This is a genomic window from Sphingobacterium sp. 2149, assembly GCF_031455655.1.
GTDB lineage: Bacteria > Bacteroidota > Bacteroidia > Sphingobacteriales > Sphingobacteriaceae > Sphingobacterium.
Genome location: NZ_JAVDTD010000015.1, coordinates 114,137 through 136,243, shown reverse-complemented (window position 1 = coordinate 136,243; position 22,107 = coordinate 114,137). Strand labels below are relative to the sequence as shown.

General features: G+C 37.7%; 23 protein-coding genes and 2 tRNA genes. 8 read left to right on the top strand and 17 right to left on the bottom strand.

All coding sequences use genetic code 11. The features are described 5' to 3' along the window. Positions 1-61: 61 nt before the first annotated feature. The 6 genes from J2X77_RS20565 to J2X77_RS20540 form a co-directional block, all read right to left on the bottom strand. Positions 62-1,546 carry an amino acid permease gene (locus J2X77_RS20565; protein ID WP_209578876.1) on the bottom strand — a complete coding sequence of 495 codons (1,485 nt, stop codon included), beginning with the start codon at positions 1,544-1,546 and terminating at the stop codon, positions 62-64. Positions 1,547-1,678: 132 nt separating this feature from the next. Beyond that, entirely contained in the window at positions 1,679-2,326 is a 648-nt protein-coding gene (locus J2X77_RS20560; RefSeq protein ID WP_153846848.1) for an NAD(P)-dependent oxidoreductase, read from the bottom strand. A gap of 7 nt (positions 2,327-2,333) precedes the next feature. Continuing rightward, positions 2,334-2,747: an Rrf2 family transcriptional regulator gene (locus tag J2X77_RS20555; protein WP_153846849.1), complete on the bottom strand. Its 414-nt coding sequence runs from the start codon at positions 2,745-2,747 to the stop codon at positions 2,334-2,336. A gap of 115 nt (positions 2,748-2,862) precedes the next feature. Then, positions 2,863-3,549 (bottom strand): carboxypeptidase-like regulatory domain-containing protein, encoded by a 687-nt coding sequence (locus tag J2X77_RS20550; protein WP_209578875.1) that lies wholly within the window; start codon positions 3,547-3,549, stop codon positions 2,863-2,865. Positions 3,550-3,670: 121 nt separating this feature from the next. Beyond that, positions 3,671-5,617 carry a M1 family metallopeptidase gene (locus tag J2X77_RS20545; RefSeq protein ID WP_209578874.1) on the bottom strand — a complete coding sequence of 649 codons (1,947 nt, stop codon included), beginning with the start codon at positions 5,615-5,617 and terminating at the stop codon, positions 3,671-3,673. 168 nt (positions 5,618-5,785) lie between these two features. Continuing rightward, positions 5,786-6,133 (bottom strand): arsenate reductase, encoded by a 348-nt coding sequence (locus J2X77_RS20540; RefSeq protein WP_209578873.1) that lies wholly within the window; start codon positions 6,131-6,133, stop codon positions 5,786-5,788. A gap of 326 nt (positions 6,134-6,459) precedes the next feature. On the opposite strand from J2X77_RS20540, the gene fbaA reads away from it, so the two are divergent. The 3 genes from fbaA (at position 6,460) to J2X77_RS20525 (ending at position 9,252) form a co-directional block, all read left to right on the top strand. Continuing rightward, on the top strand, positions 6,460-7,539 hold the full coding sequence (fbaA, locus tag J2X77_RS20535; RefSeq protein WP_209578872.1) for a class II fructose-bisphosphate aldolase: 1,080 nt from the start codon (positions 6,460-6,462) through the stop codon (positions 7,537-7,539). 132 nt (positions 7,540-7,671) lie between these two features. Beyond that, positions 7,672-8,346: a head GIN domain-containing protein gene (locus tag J2X77_RS20530; RefSeq protein WP_209578871.1), complete on the top strand. Its 675-nt coding sequence runs from the start codon at positions 7,672-7,674 to the stop codon at positions 8,344-8,346. A 237-nt stretch (positions 8,347-8,583) separates the two neighbouring features. Continuing rightward, positions 8,584-9,252 carry a sterol desaturase family protein gene (locus tag J2X77_RS20525; RefSeq protein WP_310082263.1) on the top strand — a complete coding sequence of 223 codons (669 nt, stop codon included), beginning with the start codon at positions 8,584-8,586 and terminating at the stop codon, positions 9,250-9,252. A gap of 123 nt (positions 9,253-9,375) precedes the next feature. Here the strand turns inward: J2X77_RS20525 and J2X77_RS20520 are convergent, their stop codons facing one another. Next, positions 9,376-9,768 (bottom strand): group III truncated hemoglobin, encoded by a 393-nt coding sequence (locus J2X77_RS20520; RefSeq protein WP_310082262.1) that lies wholly within the window; start codon positions 9,766-9,768, stop codon positions 9,376-9,378. A 187-nt stretch (positions 9,769-9,955) separates the two neighbouring features. Between J2X77_RS20520 and J2X77_RS20515 the strand changes: the two genes are divergently transcribed. Further along, positions 9,956-10,522 carry a VCBS repeat-containing protein gene (locus J2X77_RS20515; protein WP_209578869.1) on the top strand — a complete coding sequence of 189 codons (567 nt, stop codon included), beginning with the start codon at positions 9,956-9,958 and terminating at the stop codon, positions 10,520-10,522. A gap of 202 nt (positions 10,523-10,724) precedes the next feature. Here the strand turns inward: J2X77_RS20515 and J2X77_RS20510 are convergent, their stop codons facing one another. From J2X77_RS20510 to J2X77_RS20480, 7 genes are all read right to left on the bottom strand, one after another. Further along, on the bottom strand, positions 10,725-11,258 hold the full coding sequence (locus tag J2X77_RS20510) for a biopolymer transporter ExbD (protein WP_209578868.1): 534 nt from the start codon (positions 11,256-11,258) through the stop codon (positions 10,725-10,727). Between the two features lie 242 nt (positions 11,259-11,500). Continuing rightward, positions 11,501-11,585, bottom strand: a tRNA-Ser gene (locus tag J2X77_RS20505). 248 nt (positions 11,586-11,833) lie between these two features. Beyond that, positions 11,834-12,430, bottom strand: a complete 597-nt coding sequence (locus tag J2X77_RS20500) for a hypothetical protein (protein WP_209578867.1) — start codon at positions 12,428-12,430, stop codon at positions 11,834-11,836. Beyond that, positions 12,417-12,908, bottom strand: a complete 492-nt coding sequence (locus J2X77_RS20495) for an RNA polymerase sigma factor (protein ID WP_209578866.1) — start codon at positions 12,906-12,908, stop codon at positions 12,417-12,419. The genes J2X77_RS20500 and J2X77_RS20495 overlap by 14 nt, the downstream gene beginning before the upstream one ends. Before the next feature lie 9 nt (positions 12,909-12,917). Next, a complete protein-coding gene (locus J2X77_RS20490; RefSeq protein WP_209578865.1) occupies positions 12,918-13,058 on the bottom strand; it encodes a hypothetical protein in 141 nt (46 codons plus the stop codon). A gap of 229 nt (positions 13,059-13,287) precedes the next feature. Further along, positions 13,288-13,372: transfer RNA gene (locus tag J2X77_RS20485), tRNA-Ser, on the bottom strand. 95 nt (positions 13,373-13,467) lie between these two features. Then, positions 13,468-14,352 (bottom strand): bestrophin family protein, encoded by an 885-nt coding sequence (locus tag J2X77_RS20480; protein WP_209578864.1) that lies wholly within the window; start codon positions 14,350-14,352, stop codon positions 13,468-13,470. A 67-nt stretch (positions 14,353-14,419) separates the two neighbouring features. On the opposite strand from J2X77_RS20480, the gene J2X77_RS20475 reads away from it, so the two are divergent. The 3 genes from J2X77_RS20475 to trxA are packed head-to-tail and all read left to right on the top strand — an operon-like array spanning position 14,420 to position 16,302. Continuing rightward, complete coding sequence (locus J2X77_RS20475) at positions 14,420-15,268, top strand: GH25 family lysozyme (protein WP_209578863.1); 849 nt, start codon at positions 14,420-14,422, stop codon at positions 15,266-15,268. A 6-nt stretch (positions 15,269-15,274) separates the two neighbouring features. Continuing rightward, positions 15,275-16,006: a rhodanese-like domain-containing protein gene (locus J2X77_RS20470; RefSeq protein ID WP_209578862.1), complete on the top strand. Its 732-nt coding sequence runs from the start codon at positions 15,275-15,277 to the stop codon at positions 16,004-16,006. After that, positions 16,006-16,302, top strand: a complete 297-nt coding sequence (gene trxA, locus J2X77_RS20465; protein ID WP_209578861.1) for a thioredoxin — start codon at positions 16,006-16,008, stop codon at positions 16,300-16,302. Before J2X77_RS20470 ends, trxA begins: the two co-directional genes overlap by 1 nt. Before the next feature lie 92 nt (positions 16,303-16,394). On the opposite strand, the gene J2X77_RS20460 is transcribed toward trxA, so the two are convergent. From J2X77_RS20460 to mqnC, 3 genes are all read right to left on the bottom strand, one after another. After that, the gene (locus tag J2X77_RS20460) at positions 16,395-16,556 is read right to left on the bottom strand and encodes a hypothetical protein (protein ID WP_209578860.1); all 162 of its coding nucleotides are present in this window, start codon (positions 16,554-16,556) and stop codon (positions 16,395-16,397) included. Positions 16,557-16,709: 153 nt separating this feature from the next. Beyond that, positions 16,710-17,270: an SMC-Scp complex subunit ScpB gene (gene scpB / locus J2X77_RS20455; RefSeq protein WP_209578859.1), complete on the bottom strand. Its 561-nt coding sequence runs from the start codon at positions 17,268-17,270 to the stop codon at positions 16,710-16,712. 9 nt (positions 17,271-17,279) lie between these two features. Beyond that, the gene (mqnC, locus tag J2X77_RS20450) at positions 17,280-18,404 is read right to left on the bottom strand and encodes a cyclic dehypoxanthinyl futalosine synthase (protein WP_209578858.1); all 1,125 of its coding nucleotides are present in this window, start codon (positions 18,402-18,404) and stop codon (positions 17,280-17,282) included. A 429-nt stretch (positions 18,405-18,833) separates the two neighbouring features. Between mqnC and J2X77_RS20445 the strand changes: the two genes are divergently transcribed. Beyond that, positions 18,834-22,100, top strand: a complete 3,267-nt coding sequence (locus J2X77_RS20445; RefSeq protein WP_310082255.1) for a TonB-dependent receptor — start codon at positions 18,834-18,836, stop codon at positions 22,098-22,100. Positions 22,101-22,107 lie beyond the last annotated feature (7 nt).

The following is a 22,107-nucleotide window of genomic DNA, read 5'->3' as shown; positions in this document are numbered from 1 at the left end:
TTTAGATGTGTTAGTGATCTTTTTAAACAAAGTAGGCTTCTTTATAAGAAGCCTACTTTGTTTAAACTATATTTTGTTTATCTTGATGTCGTTTTCTGATGACACTATGTTTTTTACCATACACGAAGTAAATCAATAATCCTATAGCAAGCCAGATGGCCAGACGCTCCCAACTTTCTATTGGCAACGAAGCCATCATTAAAATACAAACTAAGATGCCCATGACCGGAACAAAAGGTACTAATGGTGTTTTAAATGGTCGCTCCAAATTAGGATCAGTTTTGCGGAGCACTAAAATGCCGACGCAAACTAATGTGAAGGCAAACAGTGTACCAATACTTACCATATGTCCCAGGTCTGAAACCGGAACGAAACCTGCGAATATACTGACGAATACCATAAAAATAGCATTGGTTTTCCAGGGTGTCTGTCTTTTGGATAGATCGGAAAATATCTTTGGAAGCAAACCATCTTTACTCATCGAATAAAATACACGGCTCTGACCAAGTAGCATGACAAGAATAACTGAAGTGTATCCTGCAATAATCGTAATAATCAAGGCTGTATTCAGAAAATGATAACCTGTCTTAGCGAAAGCTGTGGCAACTGGTTTAGCATCACCTTTAAACATGGTATAGTTTTCGATACCTGTCATTACGTAGGAGAATAAAACATACAAAAGTGTACAGATTATTAACGATCCGATGATACCTATTGGCATGCCCTTTTTTGGGTCTTTCGCTTCCTGGGCAGCTGTACTCACCGCGTCAAAGCCGATGAATGCAAAAAAGACAACCCCAGCAGCGCGCAATACACCACTGATACCAAAGTGACCGAAGTCATCACTCTTTAAAAATGACCAGAAGCTTTGTTGTCCACTTTTTACAAGCTCTTCACCAGCATTTACAGGGATAAATGGATCGTGGTTTGCAGGATTGATAAAGCTCCATCCCAGGGCGATAAAAATCAATACAACACCGACTTTTAAGATAACCAATATATTGTTTACACGGGATGATTCCTGTGTGCCACGCATCAGTAACAGCGATAGTAAACAAACAATAATGATGGCCGGCAGATTGACTACACCACCTTCCCAAGGGCCTTTGAGCAGGGTGTCGGGGAGCTGGATATGAAATATCATCAGGAGCTGGTTGAAATATTGGGACCAACTGACCGCTACTGTAGCTCCTGCTAGTGCATATTCTAGGACGAGATCCCAGCCGATTATCCAGGCGACAAATTCACCCATTGTGGCGTAGGAATATGTGTAAGCACTTCCCGCAACAGGGATCATAGAGGCAAATTCGGCATAACAAAGACCTGCGAATCCACAGCCTACTGCTGCGATAATGAAAGATAGGATAACAGCTGGGCCTGCATTTTCAGCAGCGGCAATCCCTGTTAGGGAGAAAAGTCCTGCCCCAATGATGGCCCCGACACCGAGGGCGATAAGGCCTGAGCTGGACAATGTCCTCTTTAGCGTGTGTTCTCCATTTTCATTTGCCTCAGCAATCAGTTGAGGAATCGATTTTTTAAATAGCATAGGATTAATTCTTTACGATTATTTAGCTTTTTAATTGTTTAATTAATGTCAAATATAAATGATCTCAATGAAAAAAGGGAAGATTGCTCCTCCCTTTTGTAATAAAATCTGAATCAAATGCTTGTTTGGGTTCTAATACGCTGCTGTAAAGCGTTTATTGAGGAATTGTTTGTTCTCAATTTCGTCTGCTATTGCTACAGCAAGATCCTCTACTGATAATCTAGAACGACCATCCTGATCAAATACCGGAGCATCAAGACCTGTGCGGTATTTTCCGGTACGTGTTCCACCAGCATGGGAATTCATTTCTATAGCAGGACTAAACATGGTCCAGGTAAGTTGATCTTCTTTCTGGATGGTATTCAGATAATCTGCTGCAGCTAATGCCCCAGGTTTAATTTCTTTGGGAAAATCCGGTGAATCGACCAGTCTATTTCCATCAATCAATAAACTTCCTGCACCACCAATAACAATGAAACGATTGATACCGGCATCTTTAACAGCCTGTTGGATGGCCAATGCACCTTTTGTAAAATCCTCATAAAGATTAGGATTGGTCCATCCGGCATTGAAAGCCGAAACAACAACATCAACACCCTTTAGGGCAGAAACCAATTGATTATTATCATTGATATCTACTTGGAGTTTGGTTACTTTTTCACTCGATGGAATATTTTCGATGTGGCGGGCGATGGCGACTACGTCATAGTTACGGTCTACCAATTCTTTTACGAGATGAGATCCTACGTATCCTGTGGATCCAATTACTGCTACTTTCATGCTTCCTTTAATTAAATGTTTTGCTAAAATCAGCCAGGGTTATCTTTTCCAAACGCTGTACAATATCAGTGTCGACTTCCTGATACAGGTCCTGGAGTTTGGAGTTGATATTTTTGCCCACAATACAGGCCGGATTGGGACTGTTAAATTTCCCGCCGAAATCGGTTTGCTTGGTGCTGATATAAATATCAGCCAAGGTAATCGTTGGATTCTCGGGATTTATGCGAATACCGCCGCCCTTACCTTCTTTACTTGTCAGTAAAGATGCTGTTTTGAGAGATGCAATTTCTTTGCGAACCACACTTGCATTGACTTGGATGCTTGACGCAATATATTCAGAAGAAAGCCATTGATTTGACTCTTCTAACTGTGCCAGAACCATAATGTGTAATGCTGTTGCGAACCTCAAGTTGTGTAACATCCTCTGCTGATTTTTCTAAATTATAACACAAAGTAACAGAAAAGGTTTTAAACTGAAATAAAAATTATTACAGTTTAAAACCTTCTGACAATCACGTGATAAAAGTGTTTGTTTTTTATTTTTTCTCGTTAAATTTTTTATAGCTATCCATGATATAGACCTTCAGCGTCTCTTGGCTGCTGTTTTGAATAAATTTATAGGAAGGTCTAAACCTTTCCTTAAACAGGGCTAGGTCCGACCCATTGAGTGGAGTCAATTCTCTAATCAGATTCTCTGTAAATTTTCTATCAACTGCTCTCTTCTCGAGTTCAGCTACCAGAAGCTTATAATTTGAACGGGCTTGTTTTCCCTCTTTACTAAATATACGACTTGGAGAAATCCGTATGCCCCCGCGGTTCTGAGTTGCGTCCGAATATTTTCCTGCAGTCTTTTCGCGTTGTATTTCAGTAGCAAGTCTACTATCAGTCATCCTTTCGACAACAACTTCATTCAGCTGAATTACATTATTCATTCTGTTCAAATAGATTCTCCGCAGGCTATTATCGTAAATAAAGACCGTGTCTTGTTCATAACCCACTGCTTTAATCAAAAGCAGGTCGTTAATCGCGGCATCAATAGCAAATGAGCCATCTCTGTTAGTCTGTGCTTCAGCCTTTGTTCTTAGATTTTGAATTTGTGCAGCCTCGATTTTCTCACCGCTGACAAGTTCCATAATAATTCCCTTTGTCTTTTCCTGTGCAATGAGATGTCCACTCATTAGCATAAGAAGTGAGTAGCTTAGAATCGCTTGTAATATTTTCATTCGAATAGTTATAGTTATGTACTTTCAATCTATATATGAACAGTGTATTTACTGTTTTGTTTATCAACCTATATCCATGATCGTTCTTTAATCAAAAATAAAGAATACAATTTGAAATTGGCTAATTTGCTTTCCATGAGTTATTGTCAGGATTCTTATCCGGCATCACCATGTCTGGATCTATTTGTACAGATTGTAATGATTCTGCGGTTGGTATTTTAAACTGCCATACCGTGTTCCTTTCCCATATTTCCACTGGCAGTTTTTTACGTATCTTCTTTCCGGATATGGTTGTTGCTTCCACAGTCACGGGCATCGGCAATTTTTCCAAGTTCTCAATGGTAACAAGGGCACCAAATTTAGGATTGTTGTTGACATAGGAAACAGACTTTATACTTTGGTCCATTTGCCAGTTGTTGACAAACCAGCCGCGCCAGAACCAATTTAGATTTTCTCCAGTACCATTTTCAATGGATTTGAAGAAATCCTCAGGAGTCGGGTGTTTGTATGCCCAATCTTGGATGTACTTTTTAAAGGCATAATCGAATCGCTCAGAACCAATAATTTCGTTTCGCAATAATTTAAGCCCATAAGCCGGTTTGTAATAGACAAGAGCCCCAATATTACGTTCTTTCATATTTTGAGGTGTACTCATGATTGGTTCTAGATTACGAGCCGTAAATATGTAAGATCTGCTTGCCTGACTGCGGTAATATTCGCCATTATTAAATTCCTTTGTCGCAAGTTCATTTATGAATGTATTAAACCCTTCGTCCATCCATCCATGCTCACGTTCATTGGAGGCAACAATCATTGGAAACCAATTATGACCAAATTCGTGGTTGGTGACTCCCCATAGGGATCCCGCTTTGGCCTGATGGCCACAAAATGAAAGGGCAGGATACTCCATTCCACCAACATTGGAAGCGACATTGACAGCTAATGGATAGGGATATTCAAACCAGCTTTTTGAATAGATCTCAATAGCGGCTTTCGTATATTCTGTAGAGCGTTCCCAGGCATTGTTGCTGTTGCTTTCTACTGGATAAGCTGACAAAGCTAGAGCCTTTTTTCCACTAGGCAGATTGATCTTCGCACCGTCGAGTATAAATGCTGTAGAAGATGCCCAGGCGATGTCTTGAGCATTATTAAGTTGATACTTCCAGGTTAAGTTTTTCTTAATGGGGCGCGAGTTTTTGTCGTTAACTTCGTCGGCAGATCGGATAATTACAGTCTCGTCGCTGCGTTGCGCTTGTTGGTATCTTTTGAGTTGTTCGGGCGTAAATACTTCTTGTGGATTTAACAATTCGCCGCCCAAAACAACCATATGATTAGCTGGGGTGGTGATTTCAACCTGGTAATTTCCAAATTCCCGATAAAATTCACCGGGTCCGGTATAAGGAAGGGTATTCCATCCCCGAATATCATCATAAACGCAAAGTCTTGGGAACCACTGTGCAATAGCATAAATTTTACCGTTTTTCGTATCAAGTATCCCTGTGCGATCCGCACCATACTTTGGCACTGTATATTGGTATTTAATCTTAAATGTTATTTTTCCGCCCTTACTCTTCAAAGATGTAGGAAGTCTAAGTTGCATACGTGTGTCGTTAATAATATGCTCGATTGCGCTTCCGTTGGCATCGGTAACGGATTGGATCTGATATCCGCCGTCAAATGTCGAGTTGCCATCACCGTAACGACTGCTGGTCAATGGGGAGATCAATTGACCACGCCCATATTGCGAAAACATATTTTGATCTAATTGTAACCAGAGATAATCCATATTGTCTGGACTATTGTTACTATATGTAATCTCAACAAAACCTGTAATTTGATCGTTTTGATCGTTCAGCGAAGCCTGTATTTTGTAGTCTGCTGCATTTTGCCAGTACGCCGGTCCTGGTTTTCCGGAAGCCGAGCGATAGTCATTTCCATTGTTTTTAAAGAATAGAGGAGCAAAGGCTTCGGTATAGCTGTAGTTGGATGTTTTCTCCTGTGAAAAGGCAGGTAAAGCATGGCTCAACGCCAAAAGGCTTAAGGAAGCCAGTGCAATTCTTTTCATCATACTTTTATTTAAATTATATTTATGTCCTCCAATATACAATGAAAAGTAGATTGAGCCAAAAAAACGCAATGTGCGTTTCAAAAGTTAACGGATAAAAGGAAAACTGAAGGGCTTATTTTGGATAATTGAAGGCTTTTCTAAGCCTCCGCCCATGAGAGTTGCCTAAATCTATTTTAAATTTGTTACATATTCTGCTTCATTAAATCCCAATATTATGCCTTTGTTATATTCAACAATAGGACGTTTAATCATACTGGTGTTTTCTTGGAGGAGCTTGTTTGCACTTACACTATCAACGACCTGATTTTGCGTTTCTTGTGACAACTTTTTCCATGTTGTTCCCTTTTTGTTTACTAGAGCTTCCCAATCTACATGAGTCTCCCATTCTTTTAATTTATTTTCACTTACACCTTCTTTTTTAAAATCATGGAATTCAAATGGAACATTATTATCTTTCAGCCATGTAAGTGCTTTTTTTACTGTGTTGCAATTTTTGATACCGTATACGTGTAGCATAAGAGATACAATTTAGTGAATCCAAATTTAATCAATCCTCTTTCATTTTTTTAATAATTTGTACTTCAGGATATTCTTGCGGCGCAGACTAACAAATTCAATTCGAGTAGTGGATAGTTTGTTTTGATCTAATTATGAAGTAGGGAAGAATGTGAAAGTTTCCTAAAAATCTGATTGTTACATTTCTTTTGAAAAGTCAAGACTTTACATTTTGTGCAAATCATAGTGTATTTAGTACACTGTTAAAATTAGGAAGTAATAATAATTTTTAATAATTTAGTAGCTTCAAGTTTCATGAAAGATTAAAATAAATCAATAACAAAAATATGAGCCTAAAAGATTTTAAAGGTGTATTGACAGGAGATCAAGTACAAGAGTTGTTTGAAGTTGCGAAGAAACATAAGTTCGCTTTGCCTGCGGTAAACATTATCGGGACAAATTCTATCAATGCGGTTATGGAAACTGCAAAAGCAGTAAATTCTCCTGTAATTATTCAATTGTCAAATGGTGGCGCACAATTCTATGCTGGTAAAACCTTGAACAATGATAATTTACAAGCTTGTGTATTGGGAGCGGTGTCTGCAGCTCAGCATGTTCATTTATTAGCGGAGCATTACGGTGTAGCTGTTATTTTGCATACGGATCATGCCGCTAAGAAACTTTTACCTTGGATTGACGGCTTGTTGGATGCTGGTGAAAAATTCTTTGCTCAACATGGTAAACCATTGTTTTCTTCGCATATGTTGGACCTTTCTGAGGAACCTATTGAGGAAAACATTGAAATTTCGGCAAAATACTTGGCTCGAATGAAACCACTAGGGATGACTGTAGAAATTGAGTTAGGTGTTACAGGTGGTGAAGAAGACGGTGTTGACAACTCGGATGTAGATAGTTCAAAACTGTATACCCAACCGGAAGAGGTTGCCTATGCTTTTGAAGAATTGTCTAAAGTATCTGACAAATTTACAGTGGCAGCTGCATTTGGTAATGTTCATGGTGTTTACAAACCAGGTAATGTGAAATTGCAACCAGTTATATTACATAATTCACAAGAATATATTCGTGAGAAATATAATCTTACTGCTGAGAAGCCTGTAAACTTCGTATTCCACGGTGGTTCTGGTTCTTCTCCTGAAGAAATTGCAGAAGCGATTTCGTACGGTGCAATCAAGATGAATATCGATACAGATATGCAATGGGCGTTCTGGGAAGGTGTTAGAGCATACGAAGCCAAAAATCACGACTATTTGCAAGGACAGATCGGTAATCCAGAAGGAACTGATTCGCCAAATAAAAAATATTACGATCCGCGTGTGTGGTTGCGTAAAGGTGAGGAAGCATTTGTTGCCCGTTTGAAAGAAGCATTCGCTGACTTGAACGCTGTAGATGTAAATAGTAAACTGTAATCCAAGAAAAGAATAGCATAGAAAAAACGCCCTCAGAGAGGGCGTTTTTTTATGTCAAAATAGGTTAAATATATCGTTTTTGATGGTAATTGGCTTGTTTTTTGACAATCAACAATAAAAAGTCAAATAAATATGAAATTTTTAGGAGTTAGTGTAATACTTTTATTAATGGCCCAAGTTAGCTTTGGGCAGATAAAGCAAAATGTTGGCGATTTTTCTTCAGTATTAGCGACCGACAAGATTCAGGTTGAGCTGATTAAATCAAATGAGTCTTTGGTAACCTTTGAAGGACAAAATCACGAGAATGTTAAGGTCGTGAACACCAACGGATCCTTGGTGTTGAAAATGAATGCGTTGAATATGCTTCAAGGAGGCAATATATCTGTTAAAGTATATTATAAAACTTTGGGCAATGTTGAAGCGAAAAAGGGCGCTAAGGTATTTGCGACCACAGATAATACAATTTCGGCCGATCACTTAAAGGTATATGCTTCTGAGGGCGGGCTGGTAGATCTGTATGCTGACGTAAAAACAGCTGAGATCAAAGTAACTTCGGGTGCGACAATAGCGCTGTATGGAAAGGCAAACAAACAAGAGATTATCTCGAATTTTGGAGGCAAATATGAGGGGAAAGATTTTAAGACTTCCACTACTATGGTTACTGTCAATGGTGGCGGTAAAGCAGATGTCTATGCCGCTGATTCCATTGAAACAAAAACGCGCGGCGGTGGTATCATTGATGTCTATGGAAAACCAGAACAACGTGTAGAGAAGAAAATGGCGGGGGGCACAGTCAACTTTAAATAAGCTAAACTGTCTTGGATTTGTCAATTTTACCATCTGTTGATTTTATTGAATTTTTATAAATTGAACTGAAATCTGACATAAAAGATCAAATAAAAAGGGTTTAGCCCAATGTTAAAGTATTTATTGTTTAACCTTTTTATTAAAAAGGTCAGTAGTTTTGTTTTTCTAGTCAGAAACCTTCTTTATTTGTGCCTGAAATAGTTATTTTTGTTGGGGAATAATAATAAAAATAGTATTATGGCGAAGCGTAATTATGTTTCAAATTCAACGGAGTCTACGCGCATGTTCAAAAATGACTTTTTGGAGTCATTGACGAAAGTGCATTGGAGTGTACCTTTGATTTTCTATGTACCTGTGGTGGCTTTCTTTTCGTACAAAGCTTTAGTTTGGGGAGATATTCCCTTCTTAACATACATTGGGTATTTTGTTTTTGGCTTGGCTTTTTGGACTGCTTTTGAATATGCTCTACATCGGTGGGTATTTCACTATCATCCCACGACAGAGTGGGGGAAAAGAGTGGCTTTTATTTTCCATGGTGTGCATCATGATTTTCCTAGGGACCGTATGCGCTTGGTGATGCCGCTTTCAGCGAGTATCCCACTTGCCGCCTTGGTGTATCTCGGATTCACATTGTTTTTCTCAAATGAATTTGTTCTGGCTTGCTTTTTTTCAGGTTTTATGGTGGGCTATTTAATTTATGACGAATGTCATTATGCGATGCATCATGCTAATTTTAAGAGCGGTATTTTCAAGCGTATCAAGCAACATCACATGTTGCACCATTATTCTGATCCGGAAAAAGGATTTGGTGTAAGCTCTTCCTTATGGGATGAAATCCTACGTTCGGGCTTTGAAGAAAAAGAGTCTAAAAAAGAAACCTCTTCATTAAAAGAAGAAAAAGCATAAAGTTGGTTTTGCCCCTGATAAGGCCCTTGGATTATCCCCAAGGGCCTTTTATGTTTTTCTAAAAATTCTTTTGTAATTATTTTTTATGGTAGCATTTATTTAATGTTTGCCTTTAAAGCTTTTTTATATTAAAGGTTTCTTGTTGGGGTTAGCATTTAGATAGTCAAGTTTGAACTGGAACATCTGAGCCATTTTCTGTGCACGCCATTTTGCCTCTTGTGCTTTTTCACCAGCAAATAAGTCGTCCACCGTTGCTTCAAATAGTTTGAGCCATTGGGCGAAATGTTTTTCTTCTATGGGTAAATTCATATGCGGAGGAAAAGGGCTGCCAAAATAACTGTGTTGATCCAATAGAAGCGTTTGCCAAAAAGTGTACATTTTCTCGAGGTGTACAGCCCAATTGTTTTGGATACGATCCTGAAAAATAGATCCTATCGTTGTGTCGCTACGCACTATACGGTAGAACTCATCTACTAATAATTTAATGTCATCGAGAGTTTGGATGTCCTGTTTCATCAACGTACAATCTAGCTTGTGAATAAGATTTAAATGTTGGTAAAAAACTTATTCATCGTGTTTTTTTATACCCTAAATATAGTAACATTTATGGAGAACGATATCACTCGGATGTAAAGAAGGCTGGCTAAAATTTTGTATTTTCCTTTTATTGTCAGTAAATTGAATCCATACTAAGGGAGAACATATGGGAAAGTACGTCTTTTTAATCCTATTGTCGGTGGGATTTTATACTGCAGAAGCGCAGATTACAACAATTTCGATCAATAAGGAAAATTTTCAGGCCTCTAATTTCCCATTTAAAGGCAAACGGGTATTGCAAGTGGAGCGTATCCAAACGCCTAAGGAAGATAATTACATTGTTTTTTCAAAAGACGAACGTGGCGCAAATCCTGATAATCTTTATGTGCAGCATTTTCAGCAAGTCGACGGCAGGTGGAAGGTTGTAACTGCTGAGACAATTTCTGAAGCGGGGGTAATAACATCGGTTTGGGAATCACGAAAGGCTTTTTTTGATGCCGATAAAGATGGAAAATTGGATGCGTTATTTGTCTATTCAGGACATCCACAGGATAATGTTCAGAAGCAGCTCAGTTGTATTGGTTTAGTCCTGTACAAAAATAAGTTTTATCGCCTTCGTGCTGAAGAAGCTGATGGTTATAGTCAGACAACGTATTCTGAAAATTATTCATCTTTACCAGTAGAGGTGAGGGAAACTGTGGAACGTTATTGGGAGAATCTTGATAAAAGATAATTGACACGTATGAATTTAATGTCTTGGATTTGCAGAAAGATCATCATGCCATGATCTTTCGGTAGACCTGTTTTATCTTATAGTTCATTGGGAAACGGAGTCTGTGCACATATTAACATCAATCGATTAATTTAAGAAGAATTGGTTTGATAGGCTACATTCATGGGGCTGGTTGGCTGAGGTAATTTAAACCTTAATTCAACTAGAGTGCAGCCAATAATTTTCTTTCTTCCTCAATTTGTGTTTTACTTATCACATAACGCGAAATGCGCTGTTTCTTTAATTGATCTATCGTCTGAATAAGGTCTTTTGTACGTGCTTCTTTACTAGGTTTAATCAATACAATCATATCCTTCGTATTGGGCATGGTACTTATCTTTGCTTTTAGTTGTGTAATAACTGTCGATAATTCTTTCTCGATATTTACCGGTACTTTTGAAGAGCTGATAGGTTTTTTGAAATCTCCATGATACCACATAAATTTTCCTTCGCCTAGAATCAGTGTTGCTGTACGGTTCTCATCAATCAGAATTGGACTTTCTACTTCTGATTTGGTTTTGTCTGACATAGCAATATCCATTGCTGACGGTTTATTTAAAGTTGTGGTCAGCATAAAAAATGTAATGAGGAGAAAGGCCAGGTCTACCATTGCAGTCAGATCCACTTTAGGAGCCATTTTTCTGCTTCTTATTTTTTTCTTTCCCGTTTCTGGTGTTTTTTGGTTTAATTCTGCCATGGTCATCTTCTTTAGGTTAACACTGTTGTTATCACTCATAAGTATGATGTCGGAAGTAGAAAGATTCCATAGATTTTATTGAAAATGCGGTTTTTTTTGCGCAAACTTTCCAGGTTTTTGAAGAATCATGTTCCATATAAGGAGTTAGCAAAAGCAATGATATTGTTCCAACTTTTGCTCGCAACTTAAGTTCGAACCCCGTGATACGTAAAAAGCCTTTCATTTCTGAAAGGCTTTTTCTGCGGAGAGTGAGGGATTCGAACCCCCGAACCTGTGACAGTTAACGGTTTTCAAGACCGCCGCATTCGACCACTCTGCCAACTCTCCGCGACAAAAGTAGAAATTCTGAATAGATTTACAAAACTTATTTTGCATTTTTCTTTAACTAAATGGATGTGGCAATTTTTTGAAAGGTAATCTTATTGAATATTAACTGTTTATTTTTGCATTTTTTAAGTTGCCAAATAAATTATAAGAGCTATCCAAAGGAGCTTTTGACAGCATATGCTTTGCTTCCGAGGTTTTTATTCTATTTATTTGAACGAAACCATCACAAGAGTGATAAGGAAGCTTTTTTAATTACCAAATTGCCTTTCCAATTCCTCTAATTGCGAAATAATTTCATTAATATCTTGATCAATTTTTGCAAGCTGCTTTTTGCCGATATAGAAATAAGAAAATAATAGCCACCCGTAGGTAGGCAGGTAAGCCAAAAGATAATACGTAGAATTAGCTCCTTGTAGAATTTCCCAAAGATAGATTGAGAGTGCTATACTTAAGAGTATATGGTAAATAGGCAGGTTCCAATGGATTCTTTTCTTTCTAAATATATTGAATTGCCGCCATTGCAGCAGGTGTTCGGTTGGAATAGCCGTTTCGCTGATTTGTTTAATTTTAGTTGCCGTTGTAAGCATTAAGCTAGCTTGTGTAAAACAGAGTAAAGATACAATGAAGAGGGAACTATACAAGGTTAGCGTCTTATGTCTAAAGTCAAGAAAATAGACTAACGCAATAATGGCTATGCCAGTGATTAATAATAAAATTGCACCTATTATCTCTTTCCTGATCAGTACCTGACGGAAACTTTTGATTCTACTCAGCTTAATCTGAGGCACGATGTCATTCTGATCATCTTGTTTCCAAAGATGCTTTAAATCGTTAAAGTCTTGCATATTTATGGAAAATTTCTGTTAATTCTTTTTTAATTCTATGAATTTTGACACGCAGATTGTTTTCTGTAATCCCAGTAATTTCTGCTATTTCTTCATAAGGTTTTTCATCCATTACCAATGTGATTAATACTCTATCTGCCTCTTTTAGCTTACTTATGCATGTGTATAGAAGATCGATTTGTTGCACTTTTTCATCCGATGTTTCTTCAGGAATTTCAATGAAGGTTCTGTCAGATATCTTTTCGACATGTTTCTTTTTCCGCAAGTTCATCAGGCAATTGTTGATTGCTATTCTATAAATCCAGGTACTTAACTTAGCATCATTGCGAAAACTGTCGATCTTCATCCATACGGTGATAAATGTTTCTTGGATTAAGTCTTCAGCGCTATCTCGGTCTCCAGTATAACTGAGACATAGTTTGCGAATAGTCGGCGCATATTCCTTATAGATAATCTCAAAATTCTCTTTGCTGGTCATTGGATTATTTTAAAATTGTATCCAGTTCAGTGATTTTTGCGTAAAGGTTGTACTCCGAATCTTCGGCAAGGTCGCAAGGATTATGACTTTGATCAGATTGAATAAATGACTAAGCAGATTTTCACTCATACGCATAAATATAATGTTCATAAAATTGATTTTAAAATTAGAAATCTTGATTGTCTGGAATATTATGTCTATTAGATGTGCTAGTATTCGAGTTATTACACAAAAAGCAAAATAAAAATAATAGAATCAGCGAAGTGGAGTAGTATCGGAAGGTTTTATCTGAGATGAAATTATTTGAGCTATGGGCAACGCCTTTGGTCCGAACCATGTAAAATGCAAAAAGCCTTTCATTTCTGAAAGGCTTTTTCTGCGGAGAGTGAGGGATTCGAACCCCCGAACCTGTGACAGTTAACGGTTTTCAAGACCGCCGCATTCGACCACTCTGCCAACTCTCCGCGACAAAAGTAGAAATTCTGAATAGATTTACAAAACTTATTTCTCGGAGATAGGCTTAGCGTTTGAAAATGAGCTAGATTATTTTTCTAAAAGCTTATGCAGGTATAATTTCATGGCAATGCTTTCGGATATTGGCAGCAATTTTATCGATAGGTAAATCGTCTTGATCTATACCAAATGGTTCTTCAATGGATTCTCCAATCAATTCGAGGGACGCCAAAACATATAGGATAAACGGTACAGCAATTACAACAAAATAACCAATCGAAAAAACATAACCTACGGGCAGGGTCATGGTATAGAAAATAATAAATTTCTTAATAAATGCACTATAGGCCAAAGGTATCGGCGTGTTTTTAATTCGTTCACAGGCACCACAGACATTTGTCATCGCAACTATTTCCTCATTGAGGATAATAAGTTGATCGCCACTTATGGTTCCGGCCTTATAAAGATCGTTTATTTTATGAAAGATCATATTGGACACTTGGTTTGGTCCATGCTTTTTATTATCCAATGCCTTCAATTCGGGATGTTCATTTTCATCTAGCATAAACTTGGTGTAGTCCGATCTTAAAAAATCATAAAGGGTCTCAGCAAATAGCGGTACTGCTTTCCTAAAAAAACTTCGGTTAACCTTATCATCTGTTTCTAGCATTGCATTCAATTTGTAGGACAAGGCTCTACTGACATTCGTTAAAGTTCCCCATTGTTTTCGGGCTTCCCACCAACGGTCATAGGCCGAGTTTGTACGAAAAACAAGTAAGAGCGATATGACGAAACCAAGGAGATTGTGGACGATGGTAATATTCTTTACCCAACTCTTTTCATTTAATTTAAGGAATTCCAATTCTACAAAGGCTATCGCCCAGGAATAAAAAGCAATTAAAACAAGGAATGGCAGTAACTTTTTAAAGGTGTCTGATTTGTGTAATTTGAAAGTTGCTGAAAGCCAGTCTTTGGGGTTGTATACGATCATATACAAAAATATAAATTGTTGCGAAAATTTTGCGAGTTAATTGCTATTGCCGTAACTTCATCGTGCTATGGCGCAACAGCGATCAAAAACAAAAAGAACAGGTACAAAAGGAGGCCCGGTTCGAGAGACTAAGTGGATTTGGATGGTAGCAGGAATGTTTTTATTCTTTCTATGTCTTGTCTTGTGGCATTATCGAGCTGGAATTATCTATTATTTCCGTGTGGCTACTTCTAAGGATAAGTCCTTAACAAAGGAGGCTAAATACGATATCAGGAATATTGAGATTATGAGTAAGCATGACGACAAAGTGTTTGGCATTGACGTTTCTGCCTATCAGGAAGAAATAGATTGGCAATATGTAAACACAATCAATGATCACTTTCCGATAGACTTTGTGTTTATCCGGGCCACGATGGGCGAGAGAGGAATCGATGATAAGTTTAGCCGAAACTGGAGTAAAACTGAAAATAGGGCGGTTTTAAGAGGTGCTTATCATTATTTCAGACCCAACGAGAACTCAGTAAAGCAGGCTAAAAATTTTATTCGTAAGGTTAAACTTCAACCTGGTGATCTGCCGCCAGTTTTGGATATTGAGGAGCATCCCAAACAACAATCTATGGATAGTTTGAAAGTTGGGCTAAGACGTTGGCTTAATGAAGTAGAAGCCCATTATAAGGTAAAACCGATTCTTTACTCCGGAGATAAGTTTTATAGTGATTTTCTGGAAAAGGAATTTGCAGCTTATACCTTATGGATTGCAAATTACAATTTTTGGGTTGAGAACCCCAAAGAGCATTGGACTTTCTGGCAATTTTCTGAAAAAGGTACCGTACTAGGGATTCAGGGCAATGTTGACCTTAATATATATAATGGTAAAATTGAGGAATTGGAAAAGCTGCTTATTCCTTTTAAATAAGAATATATGTATAGATTTTTTATCTCACTATTTTGCGTTTGTTTTTTATCAGTGTGTAATCAAAAGCAATTGCAGGCAAAACCAAAATCCCGCCCGGGTATCCAACAACAACTCCCTTCCAATCCGCCTCTATTAACATTGAATAAGTTTAAAAAGCTTTGTAGTGTTGATGATATTCAGGTGCTTGATACCCGATCTTGTGATGATTTTTTGCAGGGATTCGTTCCAAATTCGATTAATATTAGTTTTGAAGGTCCCTTTGATCATTTTCTGACGCAAGTTTTCCCCGCCAAAGATCAAAAGTTTTTGCTAATCACTGATTCGGAAAATAATGAGGCTGTCATTGATCATTTGATAAAGTTAGGTTATATAAATATTGTTGGAGTTTTGGAAGGGGGGATTGAAACTTGGAAGAGTAAAGAGATGGTAGCGTCTTTAAGTACTATTACAGCGAGGGAATCTAATAAAAAATCAGTTCAGGGTCATATTGTAGATGTAAGGACAGAGACAGAATTTAAAAGTGGACATATTGACAATGCAATGAATATTCCCTTAACAGATTTAGTTAATTTTGGTGCTGAACTTAGAAAAGATGATGAGCAGTTGTATATATATTGCCAATCGGGATACAGGAGTACAATAGCTTTATCTATTTTGAGTTCGAAAGGATTTAAAAATATATGCAATATCCAAGGCGGATATAAAGCATTGAAAAAAGAAGAAAAGGAGAATCAATAATGGCTACTTTTGACCAGATTATTCAATCAAATTCGCTGGTTCTGGTGGATTTTTTTGCGACTTGGTGCGGTCCTTGCCAGACTATGGCACCTATTTTACAGGATCTTAAGGAATTTTATCAAGACGATTTGTCTATCATAAAGATTGACGTCGACAAGAATTCAAAAATTGCTTCGATTTTTAAGGTAAGTGGCGTACCTACTTTCGTTCTGTTTAAGGATGGCCAGCAAGTATGGCGACAGAGCGGAATGATTCCCAAAATGGAGTTGCATAAATTGATCGATCAGGTAAAGTAAATAAAAGATAAGGCGTCCAACCAAATTGGACGCCTTATCTTTTAATGATACTCTGGTGTTTTTAATAGGTAGTGATATATTACACTAAAATATTAAAATTCATCTTCATCATCGAAGTCATCCAATCCTCCAATCGGGTCGATTTCAGGTAAATCGAAATCATCATCGAAATCATCATCATCGTCATCAGGACCGTTAAAAGATGCGAATTTTACTTCTTCAAAATCTTCGTTAGCTAAAGTTGCCGTGTTCATAAAATAATACTTTATTGTTTCTTATTTAATGTTGTAAAATTAGAGAAGAAAACTATTTTTCAAAACTTTTTTTTAAAAAAATATTACACTTTATTTTTCTGTTAATCAATGTGTTGAGTTGTATTTTAAAAATAAAAATTTATTTTATTTTATTTATTCATTTGTTTCGCCGATAGCGTTGTCTTCTGTGACGATATCTTTCATTTGCGGGAGATCTCTGACACCATTGATTCCAAAGTGATCCATGAACTGTGGACTAGTTGCATAAAGTAATGGTTTTCCTATACTATCTGCCTTTCCGGCGATTTTGATCAATTTCTTTTCAAGAAGTCTTTGAATGGAATAATCACAGCTGACACCTCTAATCTGTTCAACTTCCAGTTTTGTGATGGGCTGTCGGTAAGCAATGATCGCGAGTGTTTCCAGAGCCGATTGGCTTAATTTTCGTTTATTGTTGTGGTTTTGAAGTTGCTGAATCGATTCGTGGTACAACGCTTTTGTCAAAAACTGGTAGGAATTGTTAATGTAGCGTAATTCGAGTACAGCGTCTTCATCCTGATACTTGGTTTCAATTTTTTTTATCAAGTCACGCAGTTCGTCTCTCGATACTTCGATGGCTAAAGCTTCTTGCAAAATCTGTTTTATATCGGCAAGATCGATTCCTTCAGTAGAAGCAAATATAATTGCTTCAATATTTCTTATGACGTCTTTCAATGTGGCGTATTAATAGTTAATGACCTGTTCGACCATATGAGCTGGTAATTCGCGGAACTCATACTTTTGTGTTCGTAGTTGGGGACTGAATCCAGCTTCCAAAATTGCTTCCTGTATAGATTTTGATGTAAATCGATGTGGCGCACCAGCTGCTGAAACAACATTTTCCTCGATCATAATTGAGCCGAAGTCGTTCGCTCCGGCGTGCAGACATAACTGTGCGGTACGTTTTCCGACTGTGAGCCAAGAAGCCTGTATATTTTTGATATTAGGAAGCATAATCCGGCTTAAAGCAATCATACGGATATATTCTTCACTTGTTACGTTATTCGTAATGCCGCGGAGTCTCTTTAGCAAGGTGCCGTCATCTTGAAAGGGCCAAGGAATAAAGGCTATAAATCCATGCGATTCTTTTGGCTTTTCATCCTGAACTTCACGAATCCATACCAAGTGTTCAAAACGTTCTTCTATTGTTTCAATGTGACCGAACATCATAGTAGCTGAAGTAGGCAAATTTATTTTATGTGCTGCCCGCATCACGTCCAACCATTCTTTACCTCCACATTTTCCTTTTGAGATTAAACGCCTAACACGGTCATTTAGGATCTCAGCCCCAGCTCCAGGTAGAGAATCCAAGCCCGATTCCTTCAATTGAGTCAATACTTCAATATGGCTCATGTTTTCTAATTTGGAAATATGCGCAATCTCCGGAGGTCCAAGAGAATGCAGTTTTAGTGAAGGATAAAGCGCTTTTAATTGCCGGTAAAGATTCTTGTAAAACTCAATACCTAAATCGGGGTGATGACCACCTTGTAGTAGCAATTGGTCACCACCGAATTTAAATGTTTCTTCTATTTTCTGTTTATAGCTTTCGATATCGGTGATGTAACTGTCTTCATGTCCGGGACGACGGAAAAAATTGCAGAATTTGCAATTCGCAATACACACATTTGTTGTATTAACATTTCTATCGATTTGCCATGTCACCTTACCATGGGGTACTTGTATTTTACGCAATTCATTGGCTACGAAAGTCAAATCAGCTGTAGGTGCATTTTGATATAAAAAAATGCCCTCTTCCTTGGATAGGAACTCGAATTGGAGCGCCCGTTCTAATAAATTACTTACATTCATCAATAACAAATATAAGGAGCTTTTAGCTTATTTAAAGTTATTTGTACAATATTTGACGTCTATATTGAATTTTAACAAACCTATTGACTGACATAACAGAAGCATGCGTTAGTGTAACAATAGTATTGCGATTTAAGATAGTGTATAAAATACAATAACTTGATTTATAGCGATTTGTGAATTTATCGATATTTTTCCTTTTTTTTTACATTTATTATTCTTTACATTTATTTAACAGATTTTAACATTTCTATTCAGTAACCAAATTAGAAAAAAATAAATAACCAGGGATCTAAATCTGATAACAAGAACGGACTGTCGCTGTTGTTGCGCTTAAAAAAAATAACCGAAAACTAAATATAAACCAATATCAATTTAAATAACTAAAGAATAAACATAAATTTTTTAAACCACCTATTTAGTAAAATTATGATGAAAAAAGCGGACAAAAATTGTTTTGATCTCATATTGCGCCAAAAGTTCAATACGAGGTTTCTGCTTATGAGTTCTCTTCTCGTTGGGGGAGGAATGACTACTCATGGATTTGCCAGTGGATTAACCAACCATGGCAAAGTTGAAGTCGTTTCATTGATGAAAACCAAAAGCGTACAACAGACGCCTATTAAAGGAGTCGTGAAAGATGCTTCGACAGGTCAAGGTATCACTGGTGTTTCTGTGAAAGTGAAAGGGAGTAGCACTGGAACGTCTACCGATGAGAACGGTGCATTTACCATTCAGGGAAAAGTGGGCGATGTGCTTATTGTAAGTTATATCGGGTACAAAAGTACTGAAGTAACTGTTTCGTCGAAAGCTGATCTTGCCATTTCGATAACTGCCTCTCAAGACGCATTAGAAGAAGTCGTCGTGACTGGTTATTCTACGCAACGTAAGAAGGATTTGACGGGATCTGTCGCTGTCGTCAATACGGACCAATTAAAAACTACTCCAGCGGCAAGTGCGGTCGAGTCTTTACAAGGTCGAGCAACAGGGGTTCAAGTTGTGACCGATGGTGCACCTGGCGCTACTCCAGCGATCAAAATCCGCGGTTATAGTACCATTAATAACAACGAACCGCTTTATGTGATCGATGGGGTTCCATACGAAGGAAAACTGAGCTGGTTAAACCAGAATGATATAGAGTCTATGCAGGTCTTGAAAGATGCATCGGCAGCCTCAATTTACGGTTCTCGTGCAAATAATGGTGTTATTATTATAACAACAAAATCGGGTAAATCAGGCAAACCACAGATTAATTTGGATACTTATTATGGCGTACAAGTACCTAATAGAAGTAGATTTCCGAAAATGTTAGATCCTCTCCAGGTGTACAGGATTAATGGTAATACAGGGGATCTTCCCATTTATCTCCGCTATGGTTCGCTTTCTGGAAATGAGATAGATCCTAAGAATATAGATATGTCCAAGTATAACTATGCGGACAATAAAGAAGAATTTTTTCAAATTACAAAAGCCAACCAAGCAGGCACAGATTGGTTTAAAGAATTATCACAAAATGCCCCTACGCAATCCTATCAATTAAGTGCAGTTGGTGGTGGCGAAAACGCATCCTATGCAGTCTCAGGTGGATATTTGGGGCAAAAAGGAACAGTAATCCATACTGGATTTGAAAGATTCAACGTCCGTTCAAATACTAACTTTTCTGCATTTAATAAGAAACTTCGTTTTGGAGAAAATATGCAGTATTCGATGACAAAAGGTCATGGTATTGGTGTTAATACGAATACAGCCGGGGATTATATAGGTGAAGGTAGTGCGCTTGGATTTGCCTATCGGATTAAGAATATTATTCCTGTGTATGATGAGGGAGGGAATTTCGCTGGGTCGATCGGTGGATGGGGAAATGGTGAAAATCCTGTCGCTATTGCTTTTCGCGCAAAAGATGATGTGAATAGATCGAACCTATTTTTTGGCAATGCTTTTGGGGAATATGATATTTTGAAGGGATTGACATTCAGGACAAGTTTTGGTATTAAATACGAAAATTATTATGGGGTTGATTATACCTATCCAAATCTCGAGTTTCAGGAGGGAAGTGCCAATAATGGAATCGCCGAAACGGCAGGTTACAATACCGAATGGACTTGGACCAATACATTGAATTATAAAATGAATTTTAACGACGTTCATAATTTAAATATCTTGTTAGGAACGGAGGCTATTGATAATTCGCATCGACAAGTTAGAGGAACTGATAATGATTACTTCATTACGAATAACTTAGATTATTTTTATGTCGGTTCGGGTAGCAAGAAATCGGGAGCGAGTGAAGGGACCTATGGTTCGCTGTTTTCATTGTTTGGAAAAGTAGATTATTCCTATAAAGATCGTTATATATTAAGTGCCACGGTAAGAAGGGACGGCTCTTCAAATTTCGGGCCGAATAACAAGTATGGTGTATTTCCTGGAGCCAGTGCGGCATGGCGCTTGTCACAGGAGGATTTTATGAAGAATATCTCTTGGTTGAATGATTTGAAAATTAGGGCGGGTTACGGAATTACCGGAAATCAACGTATTCCCGGTTACCAATATTTAAAGAGATTTCAACTATCACAAAATTCCTCTTCCTATCCAATCGGTGGAAATCTTGTTAGCGGGATGTGGATCAGCGATTATCAAAATGAAAATGTGAAATGGGAACAGGTAAAATCGCTCAATCTCGGATTGGACTTCTCTATTCTTGAAGGTAAAATAGAAGGAACATTTGACTGGTATAATAAGAAAACTACCGATATGTTGTTTGCTTTACCTCTACCTGCAACAGCAGTTGGAAGGGGTAACTCTCCATATTTAAATGTGGGTGATATGCAAAATAAAGGGGTAGAGTTGTCTCTTAACTATCACCATAAGCAACATGATCCGAATAAATTTGATTACGACTTAGGGGTTAATTTCTCGAAAAATGACAATAAAATTCTTTCACTCGCTCCAGGAGTCGAACAGGTTGTTTACGGTGCATTTCGGAGTATGGAGACATCAATTATGAAAGCGGGAAGCCCTTTTGGCGCATTTTATGGATTTAAGGTCGCAGGAATTTACCAAAATAGCGGTGAGTTAACTCAGTATGCTTCTTATGATTTGGCTCGTGTGGGTGGTTTCCGCTTCGAGGATATCAATAACGATGGTAAAATAGACGAAAGCGATAAAACGATTATTGGTAGCCCACATCCGGACTTTACCTATGCTATTAATTTTAATGCGCGGTATCAAAATTTTGATATGATGATGTATTTCTATGGATCAAAAGGTAATGAAAATTATGAAGCAACCCGTTATTTTACTGATTTTGGTGTTTTTGATGGACAAAAAAGTACGCGGCTCCAAGACATGTGGAGTACCGAAAACCCATCTGGTTCTGTACCGTCGATAACCAAAGATAAAGTGTCTCCAAATGAATATGCTTCATCAACGTATTATATTCAAGATGCGAGCTTTTTCAAAATGAAAAATTTCCAGATTGGATATAACTTTCAGACTGATAAAATATTTGGATCAAATACCGGGGTGAAGAGACTTCGTGCTTATCTAGGGGTGACTAATTTGTTTACAATTACAAAATATAAGGGATTAGACCCTGAAGTGACGGCGACCCCATCCAAATACCCTGCGCTTGGCGTTGATTTTGGGGTGTATCCACAGTCAAGACAATACATGTTGGGCGTAAGTGTGGGATTTTAGTTTAATG